The following is a 26,164-nucleotide window of genomic DNA, read 5'->3' as shown; positions in this document are numbered from 1 at the left end:
ACATCTTTATTCACCTTCGTAGCCGGGCGGCGTCGGTGTGGCTTCTGGCAGCACGGTATTATTGTCGCCTAACATAATGTGGTCGAGAATCTGGCGCATCACGGTGCCCACTGCCGGGCCCGCACCGCCGTTTTCCAGAATCATAGTGACCGCCACGCGCGGCTTATCGTACGGTGCGAAAGCCGTCATCAATTTGTGGTCGCGTAAACGTTCAGCAATCTTGTGTGCGTTATAGGTCTCATTCTCTTTCAGGCCGAAGACCTGCGCTGTACCGGACTTGGCGGCGATTTTATACGGCGCATCGGCAAAGCTTTTATGCGCCGTTCCGTTGGCGCGGTTTGCGACGCCATACATACCATCTTTAGCAATTTCCCAGTAGCCAGAGTGAATGTCGCCAATCGGCGCATCCGGCGGCTGGCGATAAGGCACCATGGTCTGCCCTTCACGAGTGGCGCGCAGCAGATGCGGCACCTTAATCACGCCATCGTTAATCAGAATCATCATCGCTTTGTTCATCTGTATCGGCGTGGCGGTCCAGTAACCCTGACCGATGCCAACGGGAATGGTGTCACCCTGATACCAGGGTTTTTTGAAACGCTTAAGTTTCCATTCACGCGTCGGCATGTTGCCCGCGCTCTCCTGCGGCAGATCGATACCGGTACGATGGCCGTAACCGAACTTGGTCATCCATTCTGAAAGGCGATCGATGCCCATGTCATATGCGACCTGATAGAAGAAGGTATCCGCTGACTCTTCTAGCGATTTCGTCACGTTCAGACGGCCATGACCCCATTTTTTCCAGTCACGGTAGCGCTTTTCCGAACCCGGCAACTGCCACCAGCCGGGATCGAACAGGCTGGTATTGCGATTAATGACGCCCGCGCTTAACGCCGAGACGGCAACGTAAGGTTTAACGGTGGAAGCCGGTGGATAGGAGGCCTGCAGCGCACGGTTATACAGCGGACGGTTTTCGTCGCTTAGCAGCGCTTTATAATCTTTGCTGGTGATGCCGTCGACAAACAGGTTCGGGTCATAGCTGGGCGTTGATACTAACGCGAGGATTTCGCCGGTACGTGGGTCGCTCACCACCACCGCCGCGCGGCTGCCGGTCAGTAACGTTTCGATGTACTGTTGCAGCTTGAGGTCTACCGTCAGATAAATATCGCGTCCGGCCTGCGGCGACTGCTCGTGCAGCTGACGGATCACGCGGCCACGGTTGTTAACCTCAACCTCTTCGTAGCCGGTTTTGCCGTGCAGCACATCTTCGTAGTAATTCTCAATGCCGAGCTTGCCGATATCATGCGTTGCCGCATAGTTTGGCCATTTTCCTTCCTGATCGAGACGCGTCACATCACGATCGTTGATTTTAGATACATAGCCGACCACATGGGTCAGCGTCTGGCCGTAAGGATAGTAGCGGCGTTGATAGCCTTTCACTTCCACGCCAGGAAAACGGTATTGATTGACGGCGAAACGTGCTACCTGCACCTCGTTCAAACCGATTTTTACCGGAATTGAGGTAAAGCGACGCGAGCGTTTGCGCTCTTTTTCAAAGGCATCAATGTCGTCATCGGTCAGATCCAGTACCGGTCGCAGATCCTGTAAGGTCTGCTTCAGGTTTTCGACCTTTTCCGGCATCAGTTCAGCCTGGTAGATAGTGCGGTTCAACGCCAACGGCACGCCATTCCGATCGAAAATAATGCCGCGGCTGGGCGCAACCGGCACCAGTTTGATGCGGTTTTCATTCGAACGCGTACTGTAGTCGTCAAAGCGCAGGATTTGCAGGTGGTACAGATTGACCACCAGTATGCTGGAGAGCAGCAGAATGCCAAAGAAGGCCACCAACGCTCGGCGGACAAAAAGTTTCTGTTCGGCAGTGTAATCGCGAAAGGCGTTGCTCTGTAATTTCATCCGCTACATTTTTTGTCTGGGGTTGTCAGGCGTTTATTCACGATGATAAGGATGATTCGTGGTGATGCTCCACGCACGATACAGGCTTTCTGCTACCAGCACACGCACCAACGGATGTGGCAACGTGAGTGCGGAAAGCGACCAGCTTTGTTCGGCAGCGGCTTTGCATGCGGGCGCCAGGCCTTCCGGACCGCCGATCAACAGGCTGACATCACGACCATCCTGCTTCCAGCGTTCGAGCTGCTGCGCCAGCTGCGGCGTTTCCCACGGTTTTCCTGGAATATCCAGCGTGACGATGCGATTTCCTTTACCTACGGCGGCCAGCATCGCTTCACCCTCTTTTTCCAGAATGCGTTTGATATCTGCGTTCTTGCCGCGTTTACCGGCAGTGACTTCTATCAATTCAAACGGCATATCTTTGGGGAAGCGGCGCAGATATTCCATGAAACCGGTCTGAACCCAGTCGGGCATTTTGGTGCCGACGGCCACAAGCTGCAGTTTCAAGGCTTAACTCCAGAGTTTTTCCAGCTCATACAGCTGGCGGCTCTCTGCTTCCATCACGTGTACAATCACGTCACCGAGGTCAACCACCACCCAATCGGAGGCCGTTTTACTGTCTACACCTAGCGGTTTCAGGCCCGCAGCGCGTGATTCCTGCACCACGTGATCGGCGATTGAGGAGACGTGACGCGTCGAGGTGCCGGTGCAAATAATCATGCAATCGGTGATGCTGGATTTGCCTTGAACATCGATAGCAATGATGTCCTGGCCTTTGAGATCATCAATCTTATCAATAACGAAGTCTTGGAGTGTTTTACCTTGCAAAAGGTTCCCCTTAAAAACAGGTGATTACGGACGGGCTAGCGATTGGAAAAAAGTAGCCGAAAATGAAGCGGCGCAGTATAGCATGCTGCGATCAACCGCGATATAAGCCAACGCTATCGATATAGTCGATGACTGCATCAGGCAGCAAATCAGCGCACGAGGCACCCGCGTGGCGGCGCTGACGGATCTCTGTGGCGGAGATATTGAGCAGCGGCGTATCGGCCAGCCAAATCCGTCCAGCGGATGAGTGATGCAGCTGCTGCACGTCATCGGCAAGATGCTCATCAAGCCAGCGCTGCATCTCTGGTGTATCCATCTGCGTCGCATAGCCGGGACGTTTACACACCAGTAAATGACACAGCGACAGCAGATCTTGCCAGCGATGCCATTTGGCTAACGTTAGCAGAGAATCCTGACCAATGATAAACGCGAGGGGCTGTTCTGCGCCGCGCTCGGCACGCAATGCTTCCAACGTGGCGACCGTCCATGAGGGCGTGTCACGTTCCAGTTCGCGCGTATCAATCTCAAACAGCGGACGATCGGCGATAGCACAGCGCAACATTGCCACGCGCTGCTGGGCACTGGCTTCGGGCTGCGGGCGATGGGGTGGCACATTATTTGGCAGCAGCGTGACTTTTTTCAGGCCCACCTGTTGCGCCAGCGCTTCTACCGGGCGCAGATGGCCATAATGAATGGGATCGAAAGTGCCGCCAAAGAGGGCGTAAAGTTTAGACATCGGTAAAGCTTATGGGGAAATCGCGATGACAGAGCAGCAGCGACAAGGTCTCAAGCTGCGGCCAGAGATTTTGCCCGTAATCCTGCTTCATGCTCAGCTCCAGTTCTGCCAGCAGATGGACCACGCGTTGTAGACGGCGCGCATCAAGGCGCTGCAGTGCTTCGGTAAACAGTGCGCGGCGATTTTGCCAAATACGCTGCTGGTCCATTAACGTGCGCAGTGCTTGTTTAGCCTGATTACGCTGCAGATGGAGCAACGTGAGCAAGTCGCGTTGCAGCGTACGCAGCAGAATCACCACTTCGCTGTCCTCTTTTTCCAGCTGATGCAGGATGTGCAGGGCACGTTTGCTTTTACCCGCCAGCAATGCATCAACCCAGTGGAATGGCGTAAAGTGCGCAGCGTCGTTAACGGCGGCTTCTACGCGCGGCAACGTCAGTTTGCCATCTGGCCACAGCAGCGACAGGCGCTCTAACGCCTGCGCCAGCGCCAGCAGATTGCCTTCATAGCAGTAGCAGAGCAGCTGAATGGCGGCGTCATCAACGTTGAGTTTCATCGCCCTGGCGCGGCCGGCGACCCAACGCGGCAGCTGAGCTTGTTCCGGCGTCTGACAGGGAACTAACACTGACTGTGCACTCAGTGCTTTGAACCAGGCGCTGTTCTCCTGGGCTTTGGTCAACTTCGCCATGCGAAGCACTAGCAGAATGTCGCTGTGCAGTAGCGTAGCCAGTTTTATCAGCTGGTCAGCAATGGCCGCGTTTGGCCCATTTTCTGGCAGTTGCAGCGTTAAGGTTTGGCGTTGGGTAAAAAGGCTAAGTGACTGGCAGCTGACAAAAAGGGCATCCCAGTCAGTTTGCGCATCCACGGTGACGCTAAAATGTTCTTCAAACCCCTGCGCGGTGGCTGTTGCGCGGATAGCATCGGCGCTTTCCTGAATCAGCAGCGGTTCATTACCGGTGAGAAAATAACAGGCGCGCAGCCCCTCACGAAGCTGCGCGCTCAGTTGTTCAGGATAAATCCTGATCATTGCAGACTGGTAGCTGACGAAGAAGACACTTCCGGTGAATTCTCTCCCGGTGCAATCGTCTCAGGCTGCGGTAAGGTCTCTTTGTTGCTTTCCTGCGCGGCGTGAACGGTAAGCAATTTACGTACTAGCTGCTCGGCCGCGCGCTGGCGCATCTCCTGCACAATCATGTCCTGCTCCGCATCCTTGGCCAATGCGGCGTTCGGGTTGTCGAAGAAAGAACGATACACGGTAGTGCTGATTGGATAGATTCCTTTACCCGGCAGCAGAACCTGGGCGGTTACCGTCATCACCAGTGAGTATTCCGCGGTGGTTCCGCTGATAAACACCGATGCGGTATCACGTCCCTGGCCTTCCGCACCCAGGCGCAGCGTTGGGTACTTAGCGCTGGCCGCTTTGCTGTCTTCAATGATGTTCACATTGTTGATGCGTAGCTGCTGGCGCACGGCACGTGACAGTGGACCATACGGGTCGCCACTTTGGACGATGAGTGTTTTCATCTCGGCCGGCACCGATGTGGTGCCGCGCGGGTGAAAACCACAGCCTGCGGTAATCATTACCGCAAGCAGGACAAACAGCCTGATAATCAGTTGTCGCACAGTTCCTCCTGAACTTAACCCACGACCAGGTTAAGCAGTTTGCCAGGGACATAAATCACTTTACGAATGGTGACGCCATCCAGATATTTCGCCACCAAATGCTCCTGCGCAGCGCGCGCCTGCACCTGTTCCTGCGTGGCATCCGTTGCAACGGTAATCTTACCGCGCACTTTGCCATTCACCTGCACCACGACCAGCAGAGAATCTTCCACCATGGCCGCTTCATCAGCCACCGGCCAGCTGGCTTCATCAATGCTGCCTTCGCCGCCAAGTGCCTGCCACAATACGTAGCTAGCGTGCGGGGTGAACGGATAGAGCAGACGCGTTACAGCCATCAGCGCTTCCTGCAACAGTGCACGATCCTGCTCGCCTTCCTGCGGGGCACGAATCAGCTTATTCATCAGCTCCATGATGGCGGCGATAGCGGTATTAAACGTCTGACGACGACCCACATCATCCGCCACTTTAGCGATAGTTTTGTGCAGATCGCGGCGCAGTGCTTTCTGATCGTCATTCAGGCTGTTGACATCGAGCGCCACGGTCGCGCCTTTGGCAACGTGCTCGTAAGCCAGTTTCCACACGCGCTTCAGGAAGCGGTTAGCCCCTTCAACGCCTGATTCCTGCCACTCCAGCGTCATCTCTGCTGGAGAAGCAAACATCATGAACAGGCGAACGGTATCTGCACCGTAGCGCTCAACCATCAGCTGTGGATCGATGCCGTTGTTTTTCGACTTCGACATTTTACTCATACCAGCGTAAACCACCTCACGGCCTTCGGTATCGGTGGCTTTTATGATGCGGCCTTTCTCATCACGCTCAACGGTGACGTCAACCGGAGAAACCCAGTTACGCTCGCCATTCACGCCGTGATAATAGAACGCATCAGCCAGCACCATACCCTGGCACAGCAGGCGTTTGGCTGGCTCATCCGAGTTGACCAGGCCTGCATCACGCAGCAGTTTGTGATAGAAGCGGAAGTACAACAGATGCATGATGGCGTGTTCGATACCGCCAACATACTGATCGACCGGCAGCCAATAGTTTGCCGCCGCCGGATCCAGCATGCCTTCGTGGTAGTTTGTGCAGGTGTAACGCGCGTAATACCACGATGACTCCATAAAGGTGTCAAAGGTGTCGGTTTCACGCAGCGCTGGCTGGCCGTTAACGGTGGTTTTTGCCCACTCAGGATCGGCTTTAATCGGGCTGGTGATGCCATCCATGACCACGTCTTCTGGCAGGATGACCGGCAGCTGATCTTCTGGCGTTGGCATTACGGTGCCATCTTCCAGCGTCACCATTGGAATTGGCGCGCCCCAGTAACGCTGACGAGAAACACCCCAGTCGCGCAGACGGTAATTTACCTTACGCACGCCCACACCTTTTGCGGCCAGCGCATCAGCAATAGCGTTGAAGCCTGCCTGATGATCCAAGCCGTTGTATTCACCAGAGTTGAACAGAGAACCTTTTTCGGTCATTGCTGCGGTGCTGATATCTGGCTCTGAACCGTCCAGATTCAGGATCACTGGCTTGATGTTCAGATTGTATTTAGTGGCAAATTCCCAGTCGCGCTGATCGTGGCCTGGAACCGCCATGACTGCGCCAGTGCCGTACTCCATCAGTACGAAGTTGGCTACCCAAACCGGAATTTCTTCACCGGTCAGCGGATGGATGGCAAACAGGCCGGTGGCTACGCCTTTCTTCTCCATCGTTGCCATGTCGGCTTCGGCCACTTTGGTGGTGCGGCATTCGTCGATGAACTCAGCCAGGCCAGGATTGGTGGCGGCAGCCTGCTGTGCCAGCGGATGACCGGCGGCGACAGCGACGTAAGTCGCCCCCATAAAGGTGTCAGGACGCGTGGTGTAAACTGTCAGCTTCTCAGCACTGTTGGCGACGTCGAAGGTGATCTCTACGCCTTCAGAGCGGCCAATCCAGTTGCGCTGCATGGTTTTGACCTGCTCTGGCCAATCTTCAAGATTGTCGAGATCGTTCAGCAGTTCTTCCGCATAGGCAGTGATTTTGACGAACCACTGTGGAATTTCTTTGCGCTCAACTTTGGTGTCACAGCGCCAGCAGCAGCCATCAATAACCTGTTCGTTGGCCAGTACGGTCTGATCGTTCGGACACCAGTTCACGGCTGAAGTCTTTTTATAGACCATGCCTTTTTCATACAGCCTGGTGAAGAACCACTGCTCCCAGCGATAGTATTCTGGCTGACAGGTTGCCAGTTCACGGCTCCAGTCATAGCCAAAGCCCAGCAATTTAAGCTGGTTCTTCATGTATGCGATGTTGTCGTATGTCCACGGCGCAGGCGCAGTGTTGTTTTTCACTGCGGCACCTTCTGCTGGCAGACCAAACGCATCCCAACCGATTGGCTGCAGCACGTTTTTGCCGAGCATACGCTGATAGCGCGCAATCACATCGCCAATGGTGTAGTTACGCACGTGGCCCATGTGTAGGCGGCCAGAAGGATAGGGCAGCATGGAAAGGCAGTAGTACTTCTCTTTGCCTTCCTGCTCGGTCACTTTAAAGGTTTCGTTTTCGTCCCAGTGTTGTTGGACGCGGGTTTCTATCTCTTCCGGGCGGTATTGCTCTTGCATGGCTGCCTGTGGTCCTTTGTGAAAATCGCGAAGCATACTTTTAGATCCGCATAGCATACCCATAAGGTTGCCCCTCAACAACTTTTCGCGCCCCTACCAGCATGATTTCTCCTGAATGCGCCACCGCTTTCACCCTTTTGTGATTTCTACTGCAGCTGGCAATGCAAATATGACAAAACAGCTAAACTTAACAGCAGTATCCGCAGCGGAAAGGAGAATAAAATGAATAACGTGGCGCAGGAATACCGTGCAACGATTGAAGCATTATCCCAGCGACTGGACCATGGCGAACGCGATGTTGATGCGTTAGTGGCTGAGGCGCGGCAAACATTGCTGGCGAAAAAAACGCTCTCGCCGGCTGAGGTCAATGAAGTGATGCGCGCGGTGCGGCGTGATTTACACGAGTTTGCGCTGAGCTATCAGGAGTCTTCCGATGTGGTGGGCGATTCGGTGTTTTTGCGCGTGATCCGTGAAAGCCTGTGGAAGGAGTTGGCGGATATCACCGATAAAAGTCAGCTGGAGTGGCGTGAGGTGTTTCAGGATTTACGCCATCACGGCGTCTACCAGAGCGGTGAAGTGGTGGGGTTGGGGAATCTGGTGTGTGAGAAGTGCGGCTTCACGCGGGCAATTTATACGCCAGAAAGTTTAACGCGCTGCCCAGAGTGTGGCCACGACCAGTTTCAGCGTCAGCCGTTTGAACCCTGATTGTGTGAATGAATAAACCCCGCGCGATGAATCGCGCCGCTGCGGATACGCGCACATACCGTAGCGGCGCAATTTATTGCGCTAATCAGTGCAGTATCTTCGCCAGGAAGTCTTTTGCACGGTCAGATTGTGGGTTGTTAAAGAAGTCATCTTTATTCGTGTCTTCAATAATTTTCCCTTCATCCATAAAGATCACCCGGTTGGCAACCTTACGCGCGAAGCCCATTTCATGGGTCACCACCATCATGGTCATCCCTTCGTGAGCCAACTCAACCATGACGTCTAGCACTTCGTTGATCATTTCTGGATCGAGCGCCGAGGTGGGTTCATCAAACAACATCGCGACGGGATCCATGCATAACGCACGTGCGATGGCCACACGCTGTTGCTGACCACCCGAAAGCTGGCCCGGGAACTTATCGGCATGCGCAGAGAGTCCTACGCGCTTCAGCAGGCTTTGCGCTTTCTCACGCGATGCTGTCTTGTCGCGCTTCAACACTTTCACCTGTGCCAGCGTCAGGTTCTCAAGGATGCTCAGATGCGGGAACAGCTCGAAGTGCTGAAACACCATGCCCACTTTGCTACGTAATTGCGCGAGGTTGGTTTTTTTGTTGTTCACCTCGATGCCAGTTACCTCAATGCTGCCCTTTTGAATCGGCTCCAGACCGTTTACGGTTTTAATCAGCGTTGATTTTCCTGAGCCAGACGGACCGCAGACCACCACCACTTCACCTTTTTTCACTTCAGTGGAGCAGTCGGTCAGCACCTGAAAGTGCCCATACCACTTAGAAACATTTTTCAGGCTAATCATTTAAACCGTCCTTTTTCTTTTCAGATAGCTAACCAACAGCGAAGCGCTCAGGCTGATCACGAAGTAGACCAAACCGGCAAACAAAATCATTTCAACCTGGGTTCCGTCACGCTCACCGATGGTTGAGGCGGTACGGAAGAAGTCGGCCAGGCTCAACACATACACCAGCGACGTATCCTGAAACAGCACAATGCCCTGTGTCAGCAGCAGCGGCACCATGGCGCGAAACGCCTGCGGCAGGATGATGAGCTTCATTGATTGCCAATGCGTCATGCCCAGCGCCAATGCGGCGTTGGATTGGCCGCGCGCGATACTCTGAATACCGGCACGGATGATCTCCGAGTAGTACGCGGCCTCAAACAGTGCAAATGCCACCATGGCTGAAATCAGGCGGATATCCGATTTAGGCGATAAGCCCAGCACCTGCTGCAGGAACGCAGGGACAACCAAATAGAACCATAGCAGCACCATCACCAACGGTACGGAGCGGAACAGGTTGACGTACAGCTTGGCAAACCAGCGCACCGGCGCAATTGGCGATAAGCGCATCACCGCCAGAATCGTGCCCCAGATAATGCCAAACACGACGGCGATTGCGGTGATCTTGAAGGTAATGATCAACCCATTCCATAAGTAAGGCAGGCTGGGACCAATCGAACTCCAGTCAAATTCGTACATTATTTGCCTCCCATGTTGCCAGGCAGGCGGATTTTGCGCTCAACCAAACTCATAATCAGCATGATGACCAGGTTAATGCCCACATATGCCAGGGTGATGGCCGTAAAGGATTCATACGCATGCGCGGAATAATCCAGCAGCTTGCCCGCCTGCGCGGCCATATCCACCAGACCGATGGTTGAGGCGATCGCCGAGTTTTTTACCAGGTTGAGCATCTCCGACGTCATCGGCGGCACAATGACGCGATAAGCATTCGGTAGCAGCACATAGCGGTAGGTTTGCGGCAGCGTTAGACCCATCGCTAAGCCAGCATTTTTCTGGCCACGCGGCAGTGACTGAATGGCCGCACGTACCTGCTCACAAACGCGGGCCGCAGTGAACAAGCCAAGACAAATAGTGGAGGAGAGGAAGAACTGAATGTTCGGATCCAGCTCAGACTTAAACCACATGCCGAGCTTTTCTCCCACCAGTTCAGGTGCCACCAGATACCAGAAGAAGAATTGTACGATCAGCGGAATGTTACGAAACAGCTCCACGTAGCAGGTACCAATCGTCGCCAACAGGCGGTTGGGCACGGTACGCAGAATGCCAAAGAGGGAACCTACCAGGAAGGCGATAATCCAGGCACAGCAGGACACCGCAATGGTGACCTGAAATCCGGACCACAGCCAGCCAAGGTAAGTCGTATTGCCGAACGGAGCCTGCTCTAAAAAAATGCCCCAGTTCCAATCGATACCCATAACGAGCTCCGGTAAAAAAAGGGTAGCGAGGCTACCCATAAGATTGTTGAGCGGTGTCTTGCATCCTGCTTCAGGGGAACGGCCTGTTACAGTCTGTCTGTCCGCACCGCATGTTCAGCAATCGAGAGGGCAGCGGGGCTGCCCTTGTTGTCGTTGTTAATTCAGAGTGCTTTATCGTTCGGTGCTTTGAACAGGGCCTGCATATCTGGAGACAATTCGAAGTTGAGGTTCAGATTCTTCGGTGGAATCGGCTGTTTGAACCAGGTTTCAAACCATTTTGACGCTTCGCCTGAGGTTTGCGCTTTGGCGATGGTTTCATCCATCAGCTGTTTGAACTGCGGATCTTCTTTACGCAGCATGCAGCCGTAGGCTTCTTTCGATTGCGGTGTACCAACGATATCCCAGTTATCCGGCTTCTTGGCTTTAGCTCGTTCACCCGCCAGCAGCGCGTCATCCATCATAAAGGCCACGGCACGACCGGTTTCCAGCGTACGGAAAGAGTCGCCATGGTCTTTGGCGCTGATGATGCGCATATCCATTTTCTTCTCGTCGTTCAGCTTGTGCAGCAGAATTTCAGAGGTGGTACCGGAGGTGACAACAACGGTTTTGCCTTTCAGGTCAGCGAAATCTTTGATGTCCCCGCCTTTCTTCACCAGCAGACGCGTGCCGATGATGAATACGGTGTCAGAGAATGCCGCTTGCTGTTGGCGCTCCAGGTTGTTGGTTGTCGAGCCACATTCAAAATCATACGTCCCGTTCTGCAACAGTGGGATACGGTTTTGTGAAGTAATCGGCAGCATTTTGATCTGCAAATCGGGTTTATTCAGCTTGGCCTTAATGGCAGCCACGATAGCGTTGGAATAATCCTGTGAATAGCCAACCACTTTTTGCTGGTTGTCATAGTAAGAAAAGGGAACTGATGACTCACGATGCCCAACGACGATCACGCCGCTATCATTGATTTTTTTCAGGGTACCGGTGAGATCTTCCGCCTGGGCCGCTCCCGCTGCTGCTCCCAACAGCAAAAGAGATAATGCCACTTTGCGTATCTGCATGTTCCAACTCCTTCGTATGGATGTCGCGCAGAACATAAACTGCGCAGATTGTGATGTTGTGTGTATTTCGTGCTGCTTTTTTAGTTATCCCATAGCGCAACTGCGCGCAGGATAGTGATTAACATAGCGAATTGTTAACGCAATGAAACAAAAAAGTTTCTTTTTTGCGAGCCGCTCCGCACCAATAAAAGGCAAAAATCCACGGTTGCGCCAATGCAGTGCGCGCAATTGCCTTAAAGTAGTGCGTAAAAGTTGCATTACGCTGACAAAAGCCGATGTTTGCGAAAATCACTGAAATAAATAGCAATGATCGTGCCAGTACGATGAATAAGTGTAAAAAGGCAGCAGAGAATCGGGAAAAGCACAGCGCAGGGAAGAGAAAGCAGCGTATAAAAAAGGCGAAGTATTCACTTCGCCTGTTTGGAGAGGGGCTCGCGTTAGCGATGACGACGGAGAATCGCCAGCACAATACCGATTAATGTCAGAATCCACACCGGCCAGATACCTGCTTTGGCATACGGCGTTTCGCCGCTGGTTGGCGTCACTTTGGCTTCCAGCACTTGACGCGTGAACTGCGGCAGCTCCTTCTCCACTTCGCCGTTGGCGTTTACCACTGCGGTAACGCCATTGTTGGTTGATCGCAGCAGCGGACGTCCCAGTTCCAGCGCACGCATACGCGCCATCTGGAAATGCTGCCATGGCCCGATCGAATGGCCGAACCAGGCATCGTTGGAGACCGTGAGCAGGAAATTGGTATCCGGACGGAAGTTGGCTCGCACCTGTTCTCCCAGCACGATTTCATAGCAGATGGCGCTGGTCAGGTTATAACCCGACACCTTCAGCTGCGGTTGAACGTAGGCGCCACGGCTAAAGGAAGACATCGGGAGATCGAAGAACGGGGCCAGCGGACGCAGCAGATCTTCCAGCGGAACAAATTCACCAAACGGTACCAGATGGTTTTTCTGATAGCGGTTCTGGCTTTGATAGCTATAAGGTTGTTCACCACCCAGCACAATCACTGAGTTGTAATCGTGATAGCGATTATCGCCTTCCACGCGAGAATCCACGATACCCGTAATCAGCGAACTGCCGCGCGCGCGCAGTTCTGCATCCAGCGCCTGCAGAAACGGCTGCTGATTGCTCTCTAAATCGGTAATTGCCGATTCAGGCCAGATAATGATGGGAGCCTTGCCCATAAACGGCTGGCTGGAGGAGGTATAAACGCGCAGCGTGTTAAGCAACTGCTGGGGATCCCACTTCATTGACTGCGGTATGTTGCCTTGCACCATCGCGACATCAACGCTGCGCTCCGGCAGCGGTTGGTACCACTGCACCATACGCAACGGCAAGGGCAGCACCAGCAGTAGCGCGGCGGCAACCAGACTTTTTACCTTACGATGATGTAATGCATGCACCAGCAGCCCCGCGATGACCATCATCAGGAGGGTGATGGTTTCCACCCCGGCCAACGGTGCTAAACCTTTTAGCGGTCCATTGATCTGGCTGTAGCCGAACTGCAGCCATGGAAAGCCGGTAAGCACCCAACCGCGCAGGAATTCGCTAATTTGCCATAACGCCGGCGCCGCTAGCGCCAAACGCCATAGCGAAGCGCGTGGCCAGAAGCGGTTGAGCAGAGTGGCGAATAATAGCGGATAAAGCGACAAATACGCCGCCAGCAGGATCACCAGGAAGATATTGACCGGGCCCGGCATGCCGCCAAAGGTGGCGATACTGACGTACACCCAATTGATGCCGCTGCCAAACAGCCCAAAGCCCCAGGCGAAGCCGATCGCCGCCGCCTGCGGAGTACGACGCTCCAGCAACACAAGCTGCAGGCCAAATAGCGAAATTATTGCAGCAGGCCAGAAATCGTAAGGGGAAAAGGAAAGGGTGCCAATGGCACCCATTATTAACGCCAGCAGCAGTCGAACCCGCTGCTGCGAGTATAGAGAGGCTAAAGCCATAGAATTATTCGTCTTCCAGTTGCGGTTGTGGTGAGTCTTCCGGAATTTTTACATGCACCTGGATAATACGGCGACTGTCAGCCATAGCGACTTTGAATTGGTAACCATCAATGACGATACTTTCACCGCGAGCGGGAAGGTGGCCGAATCCCTGCATGACCAATCCGCCAATGGTATCGACTTCGTCATCACTGAAATCGGTGCCAAAGACTTCATTAAAATCTTCAATTTGCGTTAAGGCGCGCATGGTATAGGTGTAACGGTTGAGCTGGCGAATATCGCGATCTTCTTCATCGTCATACTCATCTTCAATTTCACCGACAATCAGCTCAAGAATATCTTCGATGGTCACCAGACCAGAGACACCGCCAAACTCATCAATGACAATCGCCATGTGATAACGCTGCGAGCGGAACTCCTTCAGCATACGATCAACGCGCTTGCTTTCAGGTACGACTACGGCAGTACGTAGGACTTTTTCGATGCTAAAAGGTTCAGACGCGCTGGCCATAAACGGCAGCAGATCTTTAGCCATCAAAATACCTTCGACGTGATCTTTGTCTTCACTGATCACCGGGAAGCGGGAGTGCGCGGATTCAATGATCACCGCAAGGCACTCTTCCAGAGTTTGATTGCGTTTCAGGGTGATCATTTGCGAGCGTGGGATCATGATATCGCGCACGCGCTGTTCGGCAATATCCAGCACCCCTTCGAGCATGTCGCGCGTGTCCTGGTCGATCAGCTCTTTCTGCTCAGAATCGCGGATTAACCCCAGCAGTTCGTCACGGTTTTTGGGTTCACCGTGGAACAGTTGGTTGATTAGCAGGGAGAAAAATCCCTTTTTACTACTGGGTGCGTCGCTGTTTTGAGAATGGTCGTCGCTCATGGCGTTTTAATTTCGTTCTCTCTAATGAGGGATTGGGGCTGCCGGCATCCGCGCCAGCAGCGCAATAACCTGAACCAACGGCTCAGGCGTCTTCTTTCTCCGAAATGTACGGATCAGGATAACCAAGAGCAAGCATTATCTCGGTCTCCAGCGCCTCCATCTCTTCGGCTTCGTCATCGTCGATATGGTCGTAACCCAGCAGATGTAACGTACCGTGCACCACCATATGCGCCCAGTGAGCTTCAACGGTTTTGCCTTGTTCAGCAGCCTCTTGCTCAACAACCTGACGACAAATGATCAGATCGCCAAGCAGCGGCAGTTCAATTCCCGGGGGGGCTTCAAACGGGAATGAGAGCACGTTAGTCGGCTTATCTTTACCGCGATAAGTCAGATTAAGCTCATTACTCTCCGCTTCATCCACCAGGCGAATAGTGACTTCGCTTTCCGGCTGAAAGGGCGTTACCGCCGCTTCGAGCCAGCGCTGAAAATCGCTCTCCGCAGGCAGATGGCTTTCATCGGCGCAGGCCAGTTGTAAATCTAAAATCACCGCGCTCATGAACGCTCCTGCGGGCTGGTTTGAGTGGCAAGCTGAGCCGCGATAGCTTCGCGTTTACGCTCTTCTGCCTGTTGGTCACGGCGTTTCTGATCGGCGGTTTCCCAGGCTTCATAAGCATTTACGATGCGCGCGACAACCGGATGACGCACCACGTCTTCGCTGTGGAAAAAGTTAAAGCTGATCTCATCAACTTCCGCTAACACCTCAATGGCGTGGCGCAAGCCGGATTTGGTGCTGCGCGGCAGGTCAATCTGCGTTACGTCACCGGTGATTACCGCTTTTGAATTAAAGCCGATACGCGTCAGGAACATCTTCATCTGCTCGATAGTGGTGTTCTGGCTCTCATCAAGTATGACGAAGGCATCGTTCAGCGTACGTCCGCGCATGTAGGCCAACGGGGCAACTTCAATTACGTTACGTTCAATCAGCTTTTCTACCCGCTCAAAACCGAGCATTTCGAACAGGGCGTCATACAGCGGACGCAGATACGGATCCACTTTCTGGCTCAGATCGCCGGGCAGGAAGCCAAGTTTTTCACCCGCTTCTACCGCCGGACGCGTTAGCAGAATACGGCGAATTTCCTGACGCTCCAGCGCATCGACGGCCGCGGCTACCGCAAGGTAGGTTTTACCGGTACCGGCGGGACCAATGCCAAAGGTAATGTCATGCCCAAAGATGTTAGCAATGTATTGCGCCTGATTAGGCGTACGCGGTTTTATTACGCCACGCTTGGTCTTGATATTCACTGCTTTGCCGAATTCCGGCACGCTCTCAGCGCTTTGCTCCAGTACACGGCTCTCTTTGATCGCCAGATGAATTTGGTCCGGCTCAATGTCTTTGATCTGGCCGCGCATCGGTGCGGTATCAACATAGAGTGTACGCAGGATATTCACGGCGGCATCGACGCACATTTCGCGGCCGGTCAGCGTGAACTGGTTATCACGGCGTTTGATTTCGATACCCAAACGGCGCTCCAGCTGCTTCACATTGTCATCCATTGGACCGCACAAACTCATCAGTCGTTGGTTATCTGCCGGTTCAAGGGCAATTTCACGCGTTTCGATATTCAAATGAATCCTTAAGGTCACTCAGGGCCAGTTGAAAAGGTGTGTCGGATACTGAGGAGTGATTCTTCAGCATCTTTATGGAATTATTTATGGCGCTGCGCAGAGGCGCAAGCTTCAGAAACGATATTTGGGCAGTGCTTGCGGAAAGCAAGGGCGATAGGATGAAACAGGCGACAACGCTTTGTGCGCTGTCGCTCAACGTTCGAGGTTTCAAGGCTGGAACAGTCCGACGCCGATCTCGTTCTCTTTGCGGGTACGGGCAATGACCGAGGCCGGGCTTTCAGCTACGCGCAGCGCCATCTGCTCTTCGGTGCGCACCAGAACGCCACGCAGTGAGTTAGCATAAACATCGACAATCTCGACATCGGCAAACTTACCAATTAGCTCAACCGGCGCTTCAAAGTTCACTACGCGGTTATTATCGGTACGGCCGGTCAGCTCCATCACATTCTTACGGGAAATTCCTTCGACCAGCACGCGCTGCGTGGTGCCCAACATGCGGCGGCTCCACGCCATTACCTGTTGATTGATACGGTCCTGCAGGATGTACAAACGCTGCTTTTTCTCCTCTTCTGACACATCATCAGGCAGATCGGCTGCTGGCGTGCCGGGACGCGCAGAATAGATAAAGCTGAAGCTGACATCGAAATTCACTTCACCCACCAGCTTCATGGTCTGCTCGAAATCCTGCTGCGTTTCACCGGGGAAGCCGATGATGAAATCAGAGCTTAACTGGATATCCGGACGCGCCGCTTTCAGCTTGCGGATGATGGCTTTATATTCCAGTGCTGTGTGCGCACGCTTCATTAATGTCAGGATGCGATCCGAACCGCTTTGTACCGGCAGATGCAGGAAGCTCACCAGCTCTGGCGTATCGCGGTAAACATCAATGATGTCGTCGGTAAATTCAATTGGATGGCTGGTGGTGAAGCGAATACGATCAATACCGTCAATCGCCGCCACCAGGCGCAGTAACTCGGCAAAAGTACAGATATCACCATCAAAAGTCGCACCGCGATAGGCGTTGACGTTTTGGCCGAGCAGATTAACTTCACGCACGCCCTGAGCCGCCAGTTGGGCGATTTCCAGCAAGATATCGTCACTTGGGCGACTCACTTCCTCGCCGCGGGTGTAAGGCACCACGCAGAAAGTACAGTATTTATTGCAGCCTTCCATGATGGAAACAAAAGCGGTTGGACCCTCTGCACGCGGTTCTGGTAGGCGGTCAAACTTTTCGATTTCCGGGAAGCTGATATCAACAACGGGGCTTTTACTGCCGCGCACGGTATTGATCATCTCCGGCAGGCGATGCAACGTTTGCGGACCAAACACGATATCAACGTAATTGGCGCGCTGGCGCAGACGTTCACCTTCCTGCGAGGCTACGCAGCCGCCCACACCGATGATCACATCTGGGTTGTCCGCTTTCAGCTTTTTCCAACGGCCTAACAGAGCAAAAACCTTCTCCTGCGCTTTTTCACGAATAGAGCAGGTGTTGAGCAGCAGAACGTCCGCCTCTTCAGCTTCCTCTGTGAGGATGTAGCCGTGCGTACTGTTCAGCAAATCGGCCATCTTCGATGAATCGTATTCATTCATCTGGCAGCCCCAGGTTTTGATATGCAGTTTTTTGGTCATCGAACTAGCCATTGATTAAAGCGGAGTGCAGGGCGCGTATTGTAATGCCTCGCTGCTGCTGTGACCAGCTAACCCTGCATACTTCACGCATGTACATCGCATCGTATGATGAATTTCCGGTACACTTTAGCTATCAACGTGATGCTGTAAGGTTTCACGACAAAAGAAGGATTAGAGTCGATGCAGGATTCACATTTTGATGTGGTGATCGTGGGCGGTGGCATGGTGGGGGCAGCACTGGCGTGCGGTTTGGCACAGCAGCAGTTTCGCGTGGCGGTTGTTGAGCGTGTAGAGCCTGCAGCCTTTGATGCCAACAGCGATCCGGACGTACGTATTTCTGCGATTGGAGCCTCTTCGGTGGCCTTGCTGCAGCAACTGAACGTATGGCCGCGAGTGCAGGCGATGCGATGTGCACCTTATCGCCAACTGGAAACCTGGGAATGGCAAAGCGCGCATGTGCGGTTTGATGCGGCGTCGCTGGGCTTGCCTGAGCTGGGATTTATGGTGGAAAACAGTGTGCTGCAACGTGCGCTGTGGGAAAAGATGCAGGAAGAGGGCATCACGTTAATCTGCCCCGCCACTTTGCAGGATTTACGGCCGCACAGTGCAGGCTGGCATGTGCAACTCGACAACGGACAAACGCTGGATGCGCGTTTAGTGGTTGGTGCGGATGGCGCCAACTCGCGCGTGCGGCAACTGGCGGGAATTGGCGTGCGTGGCTGGCACTATGCGCAATCATGCATGTTGATAAGCGTAGAGTGCGAACACGATGCCGGAGACTCAACCTGGCAGCAGTTTACGCCCCAAGGCCCCCGTGCTTTCCTGCCGCTGTTTGATCGTCGTGCTTCGCTGGTGTGGTATGACGCACCAGCGCGTATTCGTCAGCTGCAAAGCTTGCCACTGCCACAGCTGGAGAAAGAGATCTATGCGCATTTTCCAGACCGCGTGGGGAATGTTAAGGTCAAAACTGCCGCTTCGTTCCCGCTGGTGCGACGTCATGCTACGCGTTATGTGATGCCGGGGTTGGCGCTGGTGGGGGATGCGGCGCACACCATTAACCCATTGGCCGGGCAGGGCGTCAATTTGGGCTATCGGGATGTGGATGCTTTGATCACTACGCTAGTTGAGGCGCGCAGCCAGGCACAGCGTTGGTCATCTGATGCCGTGCTGCAGCGTTATCATCGTCAGCGTTATAAAGACAACTTACTGATGCAGGGCGGCATGGATCTGTTCTACTTCGCGTTTAGCAATAAACTGCCGCCGTTGCGTTTTGCACGTAATCTGGCGTTGATTGCCGCGGAGAATGCCGGAGCATTGAAGCGCAAGGTGCTGCGTTATGCATTAGGTTTATGATGTGTAGGGAGCGCAATAATGCGCTCCTGATTTAAACCCGAACGCAGAAAACAATAAAGCCCGCAAAAGCGGGCTTTATTGTGCAATTTGGCTGGGGTGCAGGGATTCGAACCCCGGAATGCTGGTATCAGAAACCAGTGCCTTACCGCTTGGCGACACCCCAATAGGTGTTTAATCAAATTGTCTTTTTATGGCTGGGGTGCAGGGATTCGAACCCCGGAATGCTGGTATCAGAAACCAGAGCCTTACCGCTTGGCGACACCCCAATAATTTGGTGGCTACGACGGGATTTGAACCTGTGACCCCATCATTATGAGTGATGTGCTCTAACCAGCTGAGCTACGTAGCCTTTTTACTGCTTACTGCATCCAACGATGGCTGGGATACCTGGATTCGAACCAGGGAATGCCGGTATCAAAAACCGGTGCCTTACCGCTTGGCGATATCCCATTCGTCGAGTTTGTATCCACAACATTTTCCGGATTGGCTGGGGTACCAGGATTCGAACCTGGGAATGCTGGTATCAAAAACCAGTGCCTTACCGCTTGGCGATACCCCATCCGGCTGCCGAAGAATGAAATGGTGCGGGAGGCGAGACTTGAACTCGCACACCTTGCGGCGCTAGAACCTAAATCTAGTGCGTCTACCAATTTCGCCACTCCCGCAAAATATGGTGGCTACGACGGGATTTGAACCTGTGACCCCATCATTATGAGTGATGTGCTCTAACCAGCTGAGCTACGTAGCCATCTTTTTCGCGTAACCTTCATCGGCGTTGCGGGGCGCATTATGCGTATTGAGTCTTGTAGCGTCAACAATTTTTTTGTCGTTTTTTGCCTTAAAACGCCTGTTTGTCTGGCTTGTGACCAGGCTGGTGCTTTATTCGGCAATTTTCAATCATTGCAGGGTGAGTTGCACAAAAAAAGGGCTCGGTTGAGCCCTTTATCTTATTGAGTAAAAACCTTATTTATACGCAGACTGATGTACGCCAACAGCACGGCCTGATGGGTCATCCATCGATTTAAATGCTTCGTCCCACTCAATCGCTTTAGCTGAAGAACAGGCCACCGATGGACCGCCCGGCACACACTCTGCCGCGCTGGCAATTGGGAACAATTCTTCAAAGATTTCGCGATACAAATACGCTTCTTTCGAGTTTGGCGTGTTGTACGGGAAGCGGAAGTGGGCAGTAGACAACTGTTGGTCAGTAATTTGTTTCGCCGCCACTTCTTTCAGCGTATCGATCCAGCTGTAGCCAACGCCGTCGGAGAACTGCTCTTTCTGGCGCCACGCCACGCTTTCCGGCAGATAGGAAGAGAAACATTCACGCAGGATGTGTTTTTCCATCTTGCCGTTGCTGCCGCACAGTTTATCTTCCGGGTTGATGCGCATCGCTACGTCGAGGAACTTTTTGTCCAGGAACGGTACACGTGCTTCCACGCCCCATGCGGACATCGCTTTGTTGGCTCGCGCGCAGTCAAACATATGCAGAGCCAGCAACTTACGCACGTTCTCTTCGTGGAATTCTTTTGCGTTTGGCGCTTTGTGGAAGTAAAGGTAGCCGCCGAATACTTCATCAGCGCCTTCGCCGGACAATACCATTTTGATGCCCATCGCTTTGATCTTACGCGACATTAAATACATCGGTGTTGAAGCGCGAATGGTGGTCACATCGTAGGTTTCGATGTGATAAATCACGTCACGAATTGCATCCAAACCTTCCTGAACGGTGAAATGGATTTCGTGGTGCACGGTACCAAGGTGTTCAGCGACCGATTTCGCGGCCTTCAGATCCGGAGAGCCTTCCAAGCCCACGGCGAAGGAGTGCAGCTGTGGCCACCAGGCATCGCTCTTGTCGGCATCTTCTACACGTTTTGCGGCGAAGCGCTTAGTCACCGCTGAGATAATAGAGGAGTCGAGGCCGCCAGACAGCAGCACGCCATAGGGCACATCTGACATCAGGTGGCTTTTCACTGACTCTTCCAGCGCATGTTTCAGTTCTGCCGCGTCGGTTTTGTTGTGCTCAACGGCGGAATATTCCATCCAGTCACGCTGCCAGTAACGATGGATTTCACCATCGGCACTCGACATATAGCTTCCCGGCGGGAACTCTTTGATGCTGCGGCAAACTGGCACCAGCGCTTTCATTTCCGAAGCCACAAACAGGTTGCCATGTTCGTCGTTACCCATATACAGCGGGATAATGCCGATATGGTCGCGGCCGATCAGATACTGCTGCTTGACGCTGTCCCATAAAATGAAGGCGAACATACCTTGCAGTTCATCAAGGAAATCGACGCCTTTTTCCTGGTACAGCGCGAGGATCACTTCGCAGTCGGAACCGGTCTGGAATGCATAACGATCGCTCAGCTCCGCACGGAGCGCCTGATGGTTGTAGATCTCACCGTTAACAGCCAGTACGTGGGTGTGATCGGCGTTATACAGCGGCTGGGCGCCGTTGTTGACGTCAACAATTGATAGGCGCTCATGCACCAGAATAGCTTTGTCATCCGCATAAACACCTGACCAATCTGGGCCACGGTGACGCATCAAACGAGAAGATTCCAGCGCTTTCTTGCGCAGCTCAACAGGATCGCTTTTCAGATCCAGCACACCAAAAATTGAACACATAACTGACTCCTGATCTCACCTTGTGGTGACGTTATTTCTGTTTGTCCGGCAGCCTTGACTGCGTGATGTATAAGAAAATGCGCTAAGTGGTGGTGTTAACGCAAGTGAAATTGCGATTCTTTGATAAAAAGAATGTTTAGTTGTCGTTAATGTTGAATTTTATTCAATTTAAAGGCGGTTATTTTAGATGTTGTCTAATCTATTTGCAGTATTGTTCATCTTGTAAGCAGAAGATAAGTGACAGGGAGGTGGAGCCGTGTAATAAAAACAAAAGCCCTGCGGGTGCAGGGCTATAAGAGGACGTAATGGCGGGATTCAGAAAAGATCGATATCCGCGACTGACGGATAAATCCAATCCGGGCGGAATGGCATGGCATCAATGTCACTCAGCGTTGAAACGCCGGACAGCACCAAAATGGTTTCCAGACCGGCCTGGAAGCCAGCCAAAATGTCAGTACGCAGATTATCGCCAACAATCACCGTCTCTTCCGAATGTGCATGCATTTTGTTTAAAGCGGCGCGCATGATGTACGGGCTGGGTTTGCCCACATAAAACGGTTTACGGCCAGAGATGGTTTCAATCCCGGCACATAGTGCACCGCAGGCAGGCACAAAGCCGCGCGCGTGCGTGTCAGGATTGGTGGCGATAAAGCGTGCGCCGTTGGCGACGAAAAAGGCGGCTTTATGCATCATATCCCAATTAAACGAGCGTGTTTCCCCTACGATGACGAAATCGGGATTGACGTCGGTGATGGTAAAACCGGCTTTATAGAGTTCGTGAATGAGCGCGCCTTCGCCAATCACGTAGGCTTTTTTCCCCTCCTGACGCTTGAGGAAGTCAGCCGTGGCCATCGCCGAGGTGTAAAACACCGAATCGGGCACTTCAACGCCTGCGTTGGCAAAGCGGTTAGCCAGATCCAGCGCCGTTTGCGACGGATAGTTGGTCAGCACGACCAGCGGCATCTCCTTCGCCAGAATACGCTGCAGAAACTCATTTGCGCCGGGAACGGCGGTATTGTCGTGCATCAACACGCCGTCGATGTCACAGATTACGCTTTTAATCGTCATAGATTGCATCCGGTCGGGCCTGCCAAAGGGCAGGCTGGTGATTACTCTTCCAGAAGATGTTGCAACAGAATGCCATTCAGCATAGCGCGTTTTGCCAGCGCAAAAGCGCCAATTGCTGAGCGATGATCGAGCTCAGAACGCACCACCGGAAGATTCTTACGGAAGGCATTGAGCGCTTGCGTATTAATGCAACCTTCAATAGCGGGGAACAGCACTTTATCGGCTTCGGTGATTTCACCGGCCAGTACCACTTTTTGTGGGTTGAACAGGTTAATGGCTATGGCAATTGCCTTGCCCAGATAGCGGCCAACATATTCAATCACTTCGCAAGCCAACGCATCGCCATGATTAGCTGCACGGCAAATTTGTGGCATCGAACAATCGTTCAGTGTGAGCGAGCTGGGATAGCCTTGATTAAGCAGGTGTCGCACCCGGTTTTCAATCGCGCCGTTAGCAGCAATGGTTTCCAGACAGCCAAAGTTGCCGCAGTGGCAGCGCTCGCCTAATGGATCAACCTGGATATGGCCAATCTCACCAACGTTACCATTACTGCCAAGAAAAATATGTCCGTTGGCGATAATGCCGGCGCCAGTACCCCGATGTAAACGCACCAGAATGGAGTCTGCGCAATCGCGACTTGCACCAAAGTAGTGCTCGGCAAGTGCCAGACTGCGGATATCATGACCAACAAAACTCGTGACGTTAAAGCGTTTCTTCAGGTTGGAGACCAGCGGCCAATGGCTTACCGCGATATGCGGCATGTAACGAATGATGCCGTTAATCGGATCGACCAATCCTGGGAGAATAACCGCGATGGCGATCAGCTCATGGATTTTACGCTGATGTGCTGCCATAAAAGCGCTGATGGCATTGAATAACGCATTTTCCAGCGTTTCCTGAGTGCGTTCTGGCAGGGGATAATCTTCCTGCGCCAATGACTTTCCGCTGAGATCAAATAACGTTAAGGTCGCGTCATTGCGCCCCAGGCGCACGCCGATAGTATGAAAATGACGGGTTTCGGTGATGATGGAAATTGCGCGGCGTCCACCGGTGGAGGCTTGTTGTTCCACCTCTTTGATGAGCCCGCGCTCAATGAGCTGACGAGTAATTTTGGTGACACTGGCGGGCGCAAGTTGACTGTGTTCGGCAATCTGAATGCGCGAAATGGGCCCTTGTTGATCTATTAACCGATAAACGGCTGCACTGTTGAGTTGTTTGACAAGATCGACATTTCCTATTTGAGACTGGCCGCCAGTGGTCATTCAATACTTACTCGCTGAGGACGTTGTCTCCATTGACTAACGTCTTAGTGATTTGATAATCGCGGGTAAAGACAGTCAGGTTAGCGACTTTTCCTGCTTCAACTGTACCTAACTGTTTCTCCACACCCATCGCCTGCGCCGGATAAAGCGTTGCCATACGCAGCGCTTCATCAAGAGCGATACCACAATGTTCCACGCTATTTTGTACTGCTTCAATCATGGTTAACGCAGAACCACTGAGCGTACCGTTTTCATCAACGCACAGACCATCACGATAGTATATTGTTTTGCCTGCAAAAATGAATTGATCAATCGAAGCGCCTGCTGGTGCCGTAGCATCGGTCACTAACACCAGCTTGTCGCCTTTGATGCGTTTTGCATTGCGCACATTAGCGTAATGGACATGTAAACCATCTGCAATGATGCCGCAGTATACATCAGGTGAATCAAACAGCGCACCGATCAGACCGGGTTCGCGCCCCGCAAACGTCGGCATCGCATTATAAAGATGCGTAGCAAAACTCACGCCTGCGCTAAAGCCCGTTTTGGCTTCTTCATAGGTGGCATTTGAATGGCCAGCAGAGACGATAATGCCTGCATCGCGCAGTTGACGGATCACCTCGCTACCTGCATTTTCAGGAGCCAATGTCACTTTAGTGATGACGTCGGCATTCGCACAGAGGAAATCCACCAGCGCGGTATCCGGCAGGCGAATCAGTTCAGGATTGTGCGTGCCTTTCTTGGCTTTATTCAACCACGGACCTTCAAGATGCAGGCCCAGCGCCTGATGCTGATGTTTTGCCAGGTAGGCGCGCATGGTTTCAATTGCGCGTTTCATCAGCGCATCAGTACTGGTAATTAACGTTGGTAAATAACTGGTGCAGCCCGATTTTTCATTGGCACGCTGCATGATCTCTAACGTCTCAACGCTGAGTGCATTGATATCATCGTTAAACTGCACACCGCCGCAGCCGTTAAGCTGCAGATCAATAAAACCAGGAGCGATAAACGCACCAGCCACATCCTGCTGTGCAATTGACGCGTCCAGGGCAGCGCGTGGGCACACGCGCTCAATCAGGCCATTCGCAATCACGACCGCATGATTGTCCAGAATCTCATGACCAGTAAAAATCCGGCCGTTTACTAATGCGTACATCGTTTATCTCTCCCGGCTAGGCCTGCCGCTTATCAGCAGCAGGTTTTAATACAATGTGTTCTCACACACCCTTCATGTTTTCCGCTTCCATTTCGCGGAAATATTTCACGGTTTTCACTTTAAGTTCCATGGTGGCTGGTTCGTCACAGACCACGACAGATTTGGCATGCAGCTGAAGGCAGCTGATGGTCCACATATGATTAACGTTACCTTCAACAGCGGCCTGCAGAGCCTGTGCCTTCAGATGACCCGTAACCAGAATCATCACTTCTTCAGCATCCAGTAATGTGCCAACACCCACGGTCAGCGCATATTTTGGCACTTGATCCACATCACCGTTAAAGAAACGAGAGTTTGCGATGCGCGTGTCGTGCGTCAGGGTTTTGATGCGAGTACGGGATGAAAGGGAAGAGGCCGGTTCATTGAAAGCGATGTGACCATCGTTACCTACGCCGCCCATAAACAGGTTAATTTTACCGTAGGAGCGGATCTTCTCTTCGTATTGGCGACATTCTGCGTCAATATCTTCCGCATTGCCATTGAGCAGATTGATATTTTGCTCTTGAATATCAACATGATCGAAAAAGTTGCGGTACATAAAGCTGTGATAGCTTTCTGGATGCTCTTTGGGCAGACCTACGTATTCATCCATATTGAAGGTCACAACATGTTTGAAACTGACCTGGCCCGCTTTGTGCATGTCAATCAGGTGCTTGTAGGCTTCCAGCGGCGTTCCACCGGTGGGTAAGCCCAACACGAAAGGACGTTCTGCGCTAGGCTTAAACGCATTAATGCGGTTAACAATATGGCGTGCAGCCCATTTACCCACTTGGGTCGGTGTGGCCAAAGGGATCAGTCTCATGTCTTCACCTCAGTTAAGATTGGAAATGTGGAGTTGCCTTTTCGCT

General features: G+C 52.8%; 23 protein-coding genes and 7 tRNA genes. 2 read left to right on the top strand and 28 right to left on the bottom strand.

Translation table 11 applies throughout. The annotated features are described in order from the left end of the window. Positions 1-6: 6 nt before the first annotated feature. The 7 genes from mrdA to leuS form a co-directional block, all read right to left on the bottom strand. On the bottom strand, positions 7-1,911 hold the full coding sequence (gene mrdA, locus AAGR08_RS13320) for a peptidoglycan DD-transpeptidase MrdA (protein WP_345827089.1): 1,905 nt from the start codon (positions 1,909-1,911) through the stop codon (positions 7-9). A gap of 33 nt (positions 1,912-1,944) precedes the next feature. Beyond that, a complete protein-coding gene (gene rlmH / locus AAGR08_RS13315) occupies positions 1,945-2,415 on the bottom strand; it encodes a 23S rRNA (pseudouridine(1915)-N(3))-methyltransferase RlmH (RefSeq protein ID WP_097094593.1) in 471 nt (156 codons plus the stop codon). Between the two features lie 3 nt (positions 2,416-2,418). Continuing rightward, positions 2,419-2,736: a ribosome silencing factor gene (gene rsfS / locus AAGR08_RS13310; protein ID WP_097094592.1), complete on the bottom strand. Its 318-nt coding sequence runs from the start codon at positions 2,734-2,736 to the stop codon at positions 2,419-2,421. Between the two features lie 91 nt (positions 2,737-2,827). Then, entirely contained in the window at positions 2,828-3,472 is a 645-nt protein-coding gene (gene nadD, locus AAGR08_RS13305) for a nicotinate-nucleotide adenylyltransferase (protein WP_345827088.1), read from the bottom strand. After that, positions 3,465-4,496: a DNA polymerase III subunit delta gene (holA, locus tag AAGR08_RS13300; protein ID WP_097094590.1), complete on the bottom strand. Its 1,032-nt coding sequence runs from the start codon at positions 4,494-4,496 to the stop codon at positions 3,465-3,467. Before holA ends, nadD begins: the two co-directional genes overlap by 8 nt. Continuing rightward, a complete protein-coding gene (lptE, locus tag AAGR08_RS13295; protein ID WP_097094589.1) occupies positions 4,493-5,092 on the bottom strand; it encodes an LPS assembly lipoprotein LptE in 600 nt (199 codons plus the stop codon). The genes holA and lptE overlap by 4 nt, the downstream gene beginning before the upstream one ends. A 14-nt stretch (positions 5,093-5,106) precedes the next feature. Further along, positions 5,107-7,689, bottom strand: a complete 2,583-nt coding sequence (leuS, locus tag AAGR08_RS13290) for a leucine--tRNA ligase (protein WP_345827087.1) — start codon at positions 7,687-7,689, stop codon at positions 5,107-5,109. 222 nt (positions 7,690-7,911) lie between these two features. Here leuS and AAGR08_RS13285 point away from each other — a divergent pair, with 222 nt between their 5' ends. Beyond that, on the top strand, positions 7,912-8,394 hold the full coding sequence (locus AAGR08_RS13285) for a zinc ribbon-containing protein (protein ID WP_097094588.1): 483 nt from the start codon (positions 7,912-7,914) through the stop codon (positions 8,392-8,394). A gap of 85 nt (positions 8,395-8,479) precedes the next feature. Here the strand turns inward: AAGR08_RS13285 and AAGR08_RS13280 are convergent, their stop codons facing one another. From AAGR08_RS13280 to miaB, 9 genes are all read right to left on the bottom strand, one after another. Continuing rightward, positions 8,480-9,205, bottom strand: coding sequence for an amino acid ABC transporter ATP-binding protein (locus tag AAGR08_RS13280; RefSeq protein WP_345827086.1), 726 nt, complete (start codon positions 9,203-9,205; stop codon positions 8,480-8,482). Next, complete coding sequence (gene gltK / locus AAGR08_RS13275) at positions 9,206-9,883, bottom strand: glutamate/aspartate ABC transporter permease GltK (protein ID WP_097094586.1); 678 nt, start codon at positions 9,881-9,883, stop codon at positions 9,206-9,208. Beyond that, entirely contained in the window at positions 9,883-10,623 is a 741-nt protein-coding gene (locus tag AAGR08_RS13270) for an amino acid ABC transporter permease (RefSeq protein WP_097094585.1), read from the bottom strand. Before AAGR08_RS13270 ends, gltK begins: the two co-directional genes overlap by 1 nt. Positions 10,624-10,784: 161 nt before the next feature. Further along, positions 10,785-11,678 (bottom strand): glutamate/aspartate ABC transporter substrate-binding protein, encoded by an 894-nt coding sequence (locus tag AAGR08_RS13265; RefSeq protein ID WP_097094584.1) that lies wholly within the window; start codon positions 11,676-11,678, stop codon positions 10,785-10,787. Positions 11,679-12,115: 437 nt separating this feature from the next. After that, the gene (gene lnt / locus AAGR08_RS13260) at positions 12,116-13,642 is read right to left on the bottom strand and encodes an apolipoprotein N-acyltransferase (protein ID WP_345827085.1); all 1,527 of its coding nucleotides are present in this window, start codon (positions 13,640-13,642) and stop codon (positions 12,116-12,118) included. A gap of 4 nt (positions 13,643-13,646) precedes the next feature. Then, positions 13,647-14,528 carry a CNNM family magnesium/cobalt transport protein CorC gene (gene corC, locus AAGR08_RS13255; RefSeq protein WP_008103653.1) on the bottom strand — a complete coding sequence of 294 codons (882 nt, stop codon included), beginning with the start codon at positions 14,526-14,528 and terminating at the stop codon, positions 13,647-13,649. An 82-nt stretch (positions 14,529-14,610) separates the two neighbouring features. Then, entirely contained in the window at positions 14,611-15,084 is a 474-nt protein-coding gene (ybeY, locus tag AAGR08_RS13250) for an rRNA maturation RNase YbeY (protein WP_097094582.1), read from the bottom strand. Next, positions 15,081-16,154 carry a PhoH family protein gene (locus AAGR08_RS13245; protein WP_345827084.1) on the bottom strand — a complete coding sequence of 358 codons (1,074 nt, stop codon included), beginning with the start codon at positions 16,152-16,154 and terminating at the stop codon, positions 15,081-15,083. The genes ybeY and AAGR08_RS13245 overlap by 4 nt, the downstream gene beginning before the upstream one ends. A gap of 207 nt (positions 16,155-16,361) precedes the next feature. Then, positions 16,362-17,786 carry a tRNA (N6-isopentenyl adenosine(37)-C2)-methylthiotransferase MiaB gene (gene miaB, locus AAGR08_RS13240; RefSeq protein ID WP_097094580.1) on the bottom strand — a complete coding sequence of 475 codons (1,425 nt, stop codon included), beginning with the start codon at positions 17,784-17,786 and terminating at the stop codon, positions 16,362-16,364. Between the two features lie 180 nt (positions 17,787-17,966). Between miaB and ubiF the strand changes: the two genes are divergently transcribed. Continuing rightward, complete coding sequence (ubiF, locus tag AAGR08_RS13235; RefSeq protein ID WP_345827083.1) at positions 17,967-19,139, top strand: 3-demethoxyubiquinol 3-hydroxylase; 1,173 nt, start codon at positions 17,967-17,969, stop codon at positions 19,137-19,139. A gap of 88 nt (positions 19,140-19,227) precedes the next feature. Here the strand turns inward: ubiF and AAGR08_RS13230 are convergent. The 12 genes from AAGR08_RS13230 to nagB form a co-directional block, all read right to left on the bottom strand. Beyond that, positions 19,228-19,302: transfer RNA gene (locus tag AAGR08_RS13230), tRNA-Gln, on the bottom strand. Between the two features lie 28 nt (positions 19,303-19,330). Further along, positions 19,331-19,405: transfer RNA gene (locus tag AAGR08_RS13225), tRNA-Gln, on the bottom strand. A gap of 6 nt (positions 19,406-19,411) precedes the next feature. Next, positions 19,412-19,488: transfer RNA gene (locus AAGR08_RS13220), tRNA-Met, on the bottom strand. Positions 19,489-19,514: 26 nt separating this feature from the next. Further along, positions 19,515-19,589: transfer RNA gene (locus tag AAGR08_RS13215), tRNA-Gln, on the bottom strand. Positions 19,590-19,623: 34 nt separating this feature from the next. Continuing rightward, a tRNA-Gln gene (locus AAGR08_RS13210) sits at positions 19,624-19,698 on the bottom strand. Positions 19,699-19,719: 21 nt separating this feature from the next. After that, positions 19,720-19,804: transfer RNA gene (locus AAGR08_RS13205), tRNA-Leu, on the bottom strand. A gap of 6 nt (positions 19,805-19,810) precedes the next feature. Further along, positions 19,811-19,887 (bottom strand) — tRNA-Met (locus tag AAGR08_RS13200). A 215-nt stretch (positions 19,888-20,102) separates the two neighbouring features. Further along, positions 20,103-21,770, bottom strand: coding sequence for an asparagine synthase B (asnB, locus tag AAGR08_RS13195; RefSeq protein WP_097094578.1), 1,668 nt, complete (start codon positions 21,768-21,770; stop codon positions 20,103-20,105). Positions 21,771-22,085: 315 nt separating this feature from the next. After that, positions 22,086-22,838: an HAD-IIA family hydrolase gene (locus AAGR08_RS13190; protein WP_097094577.1), complete on the bottom strand. Its 753-nt coding sequence runs from the start codon at positions 22,836-22,838 to the stop codon at positions 22,086-22,088. Positions 22,839-22,879: 41 nt separating this feature from the next. Continuing rightward, a complete protein-coding gene (locus AAGR08_RS13185) occupies positions 22,880-24,100 on the bottom strand; it encodes an N-acetylglucosamine repressor (RefSeq protein WP_097094576.1) in 1,221 nt (406 codons plus the stop codon). Positions 24,101-24,107: 7 nt separating this feature from the next. Beyond that, positions 24,108-25,256, bottom strand: a complete 1,149-nt coding sequence (gene nagA / locus AAGR08_RS13180) for an N-acetylglucosamine-6-phosphate deacetylase (RefSeq protein WP_097094575.1) — start codon at positions 25,254-25,256, stop codon at positions 24,108-24,110. Between the two features lie 61 nt (positions 25,257-25,317). Then, the gene (gene nagB / locus AAGR08_RS13175) at positions 25,318-26,118 is read right to left on the bottom strand and encodes a glucosamine-6-phosphate deaminase (RefSeq protein WP_097094574.1); all 801 of its coding nucleotides are present in this window, start codon (positions 26,116-26,118) and stop codon (positions 25,318-25,320) included. Positions 26,119-26,164: the final 46 nt, after the last annotated feature.

Source organism: Pantoea sp. BRR-3P, from assembly GCF_039621635.1.
Classification (GTDB): Bacteria; Pseudomonadota; Gammaproteobacteria; order Enterobacterales; family Enterobacteriaceae; genus Pantoea; species Pantoea floridensis.
The sequence above is the reverse complement of the archived record's forward strand: the minus strand, read 5'-3'. Positions and strand labels throughout refer to the sequence as shown.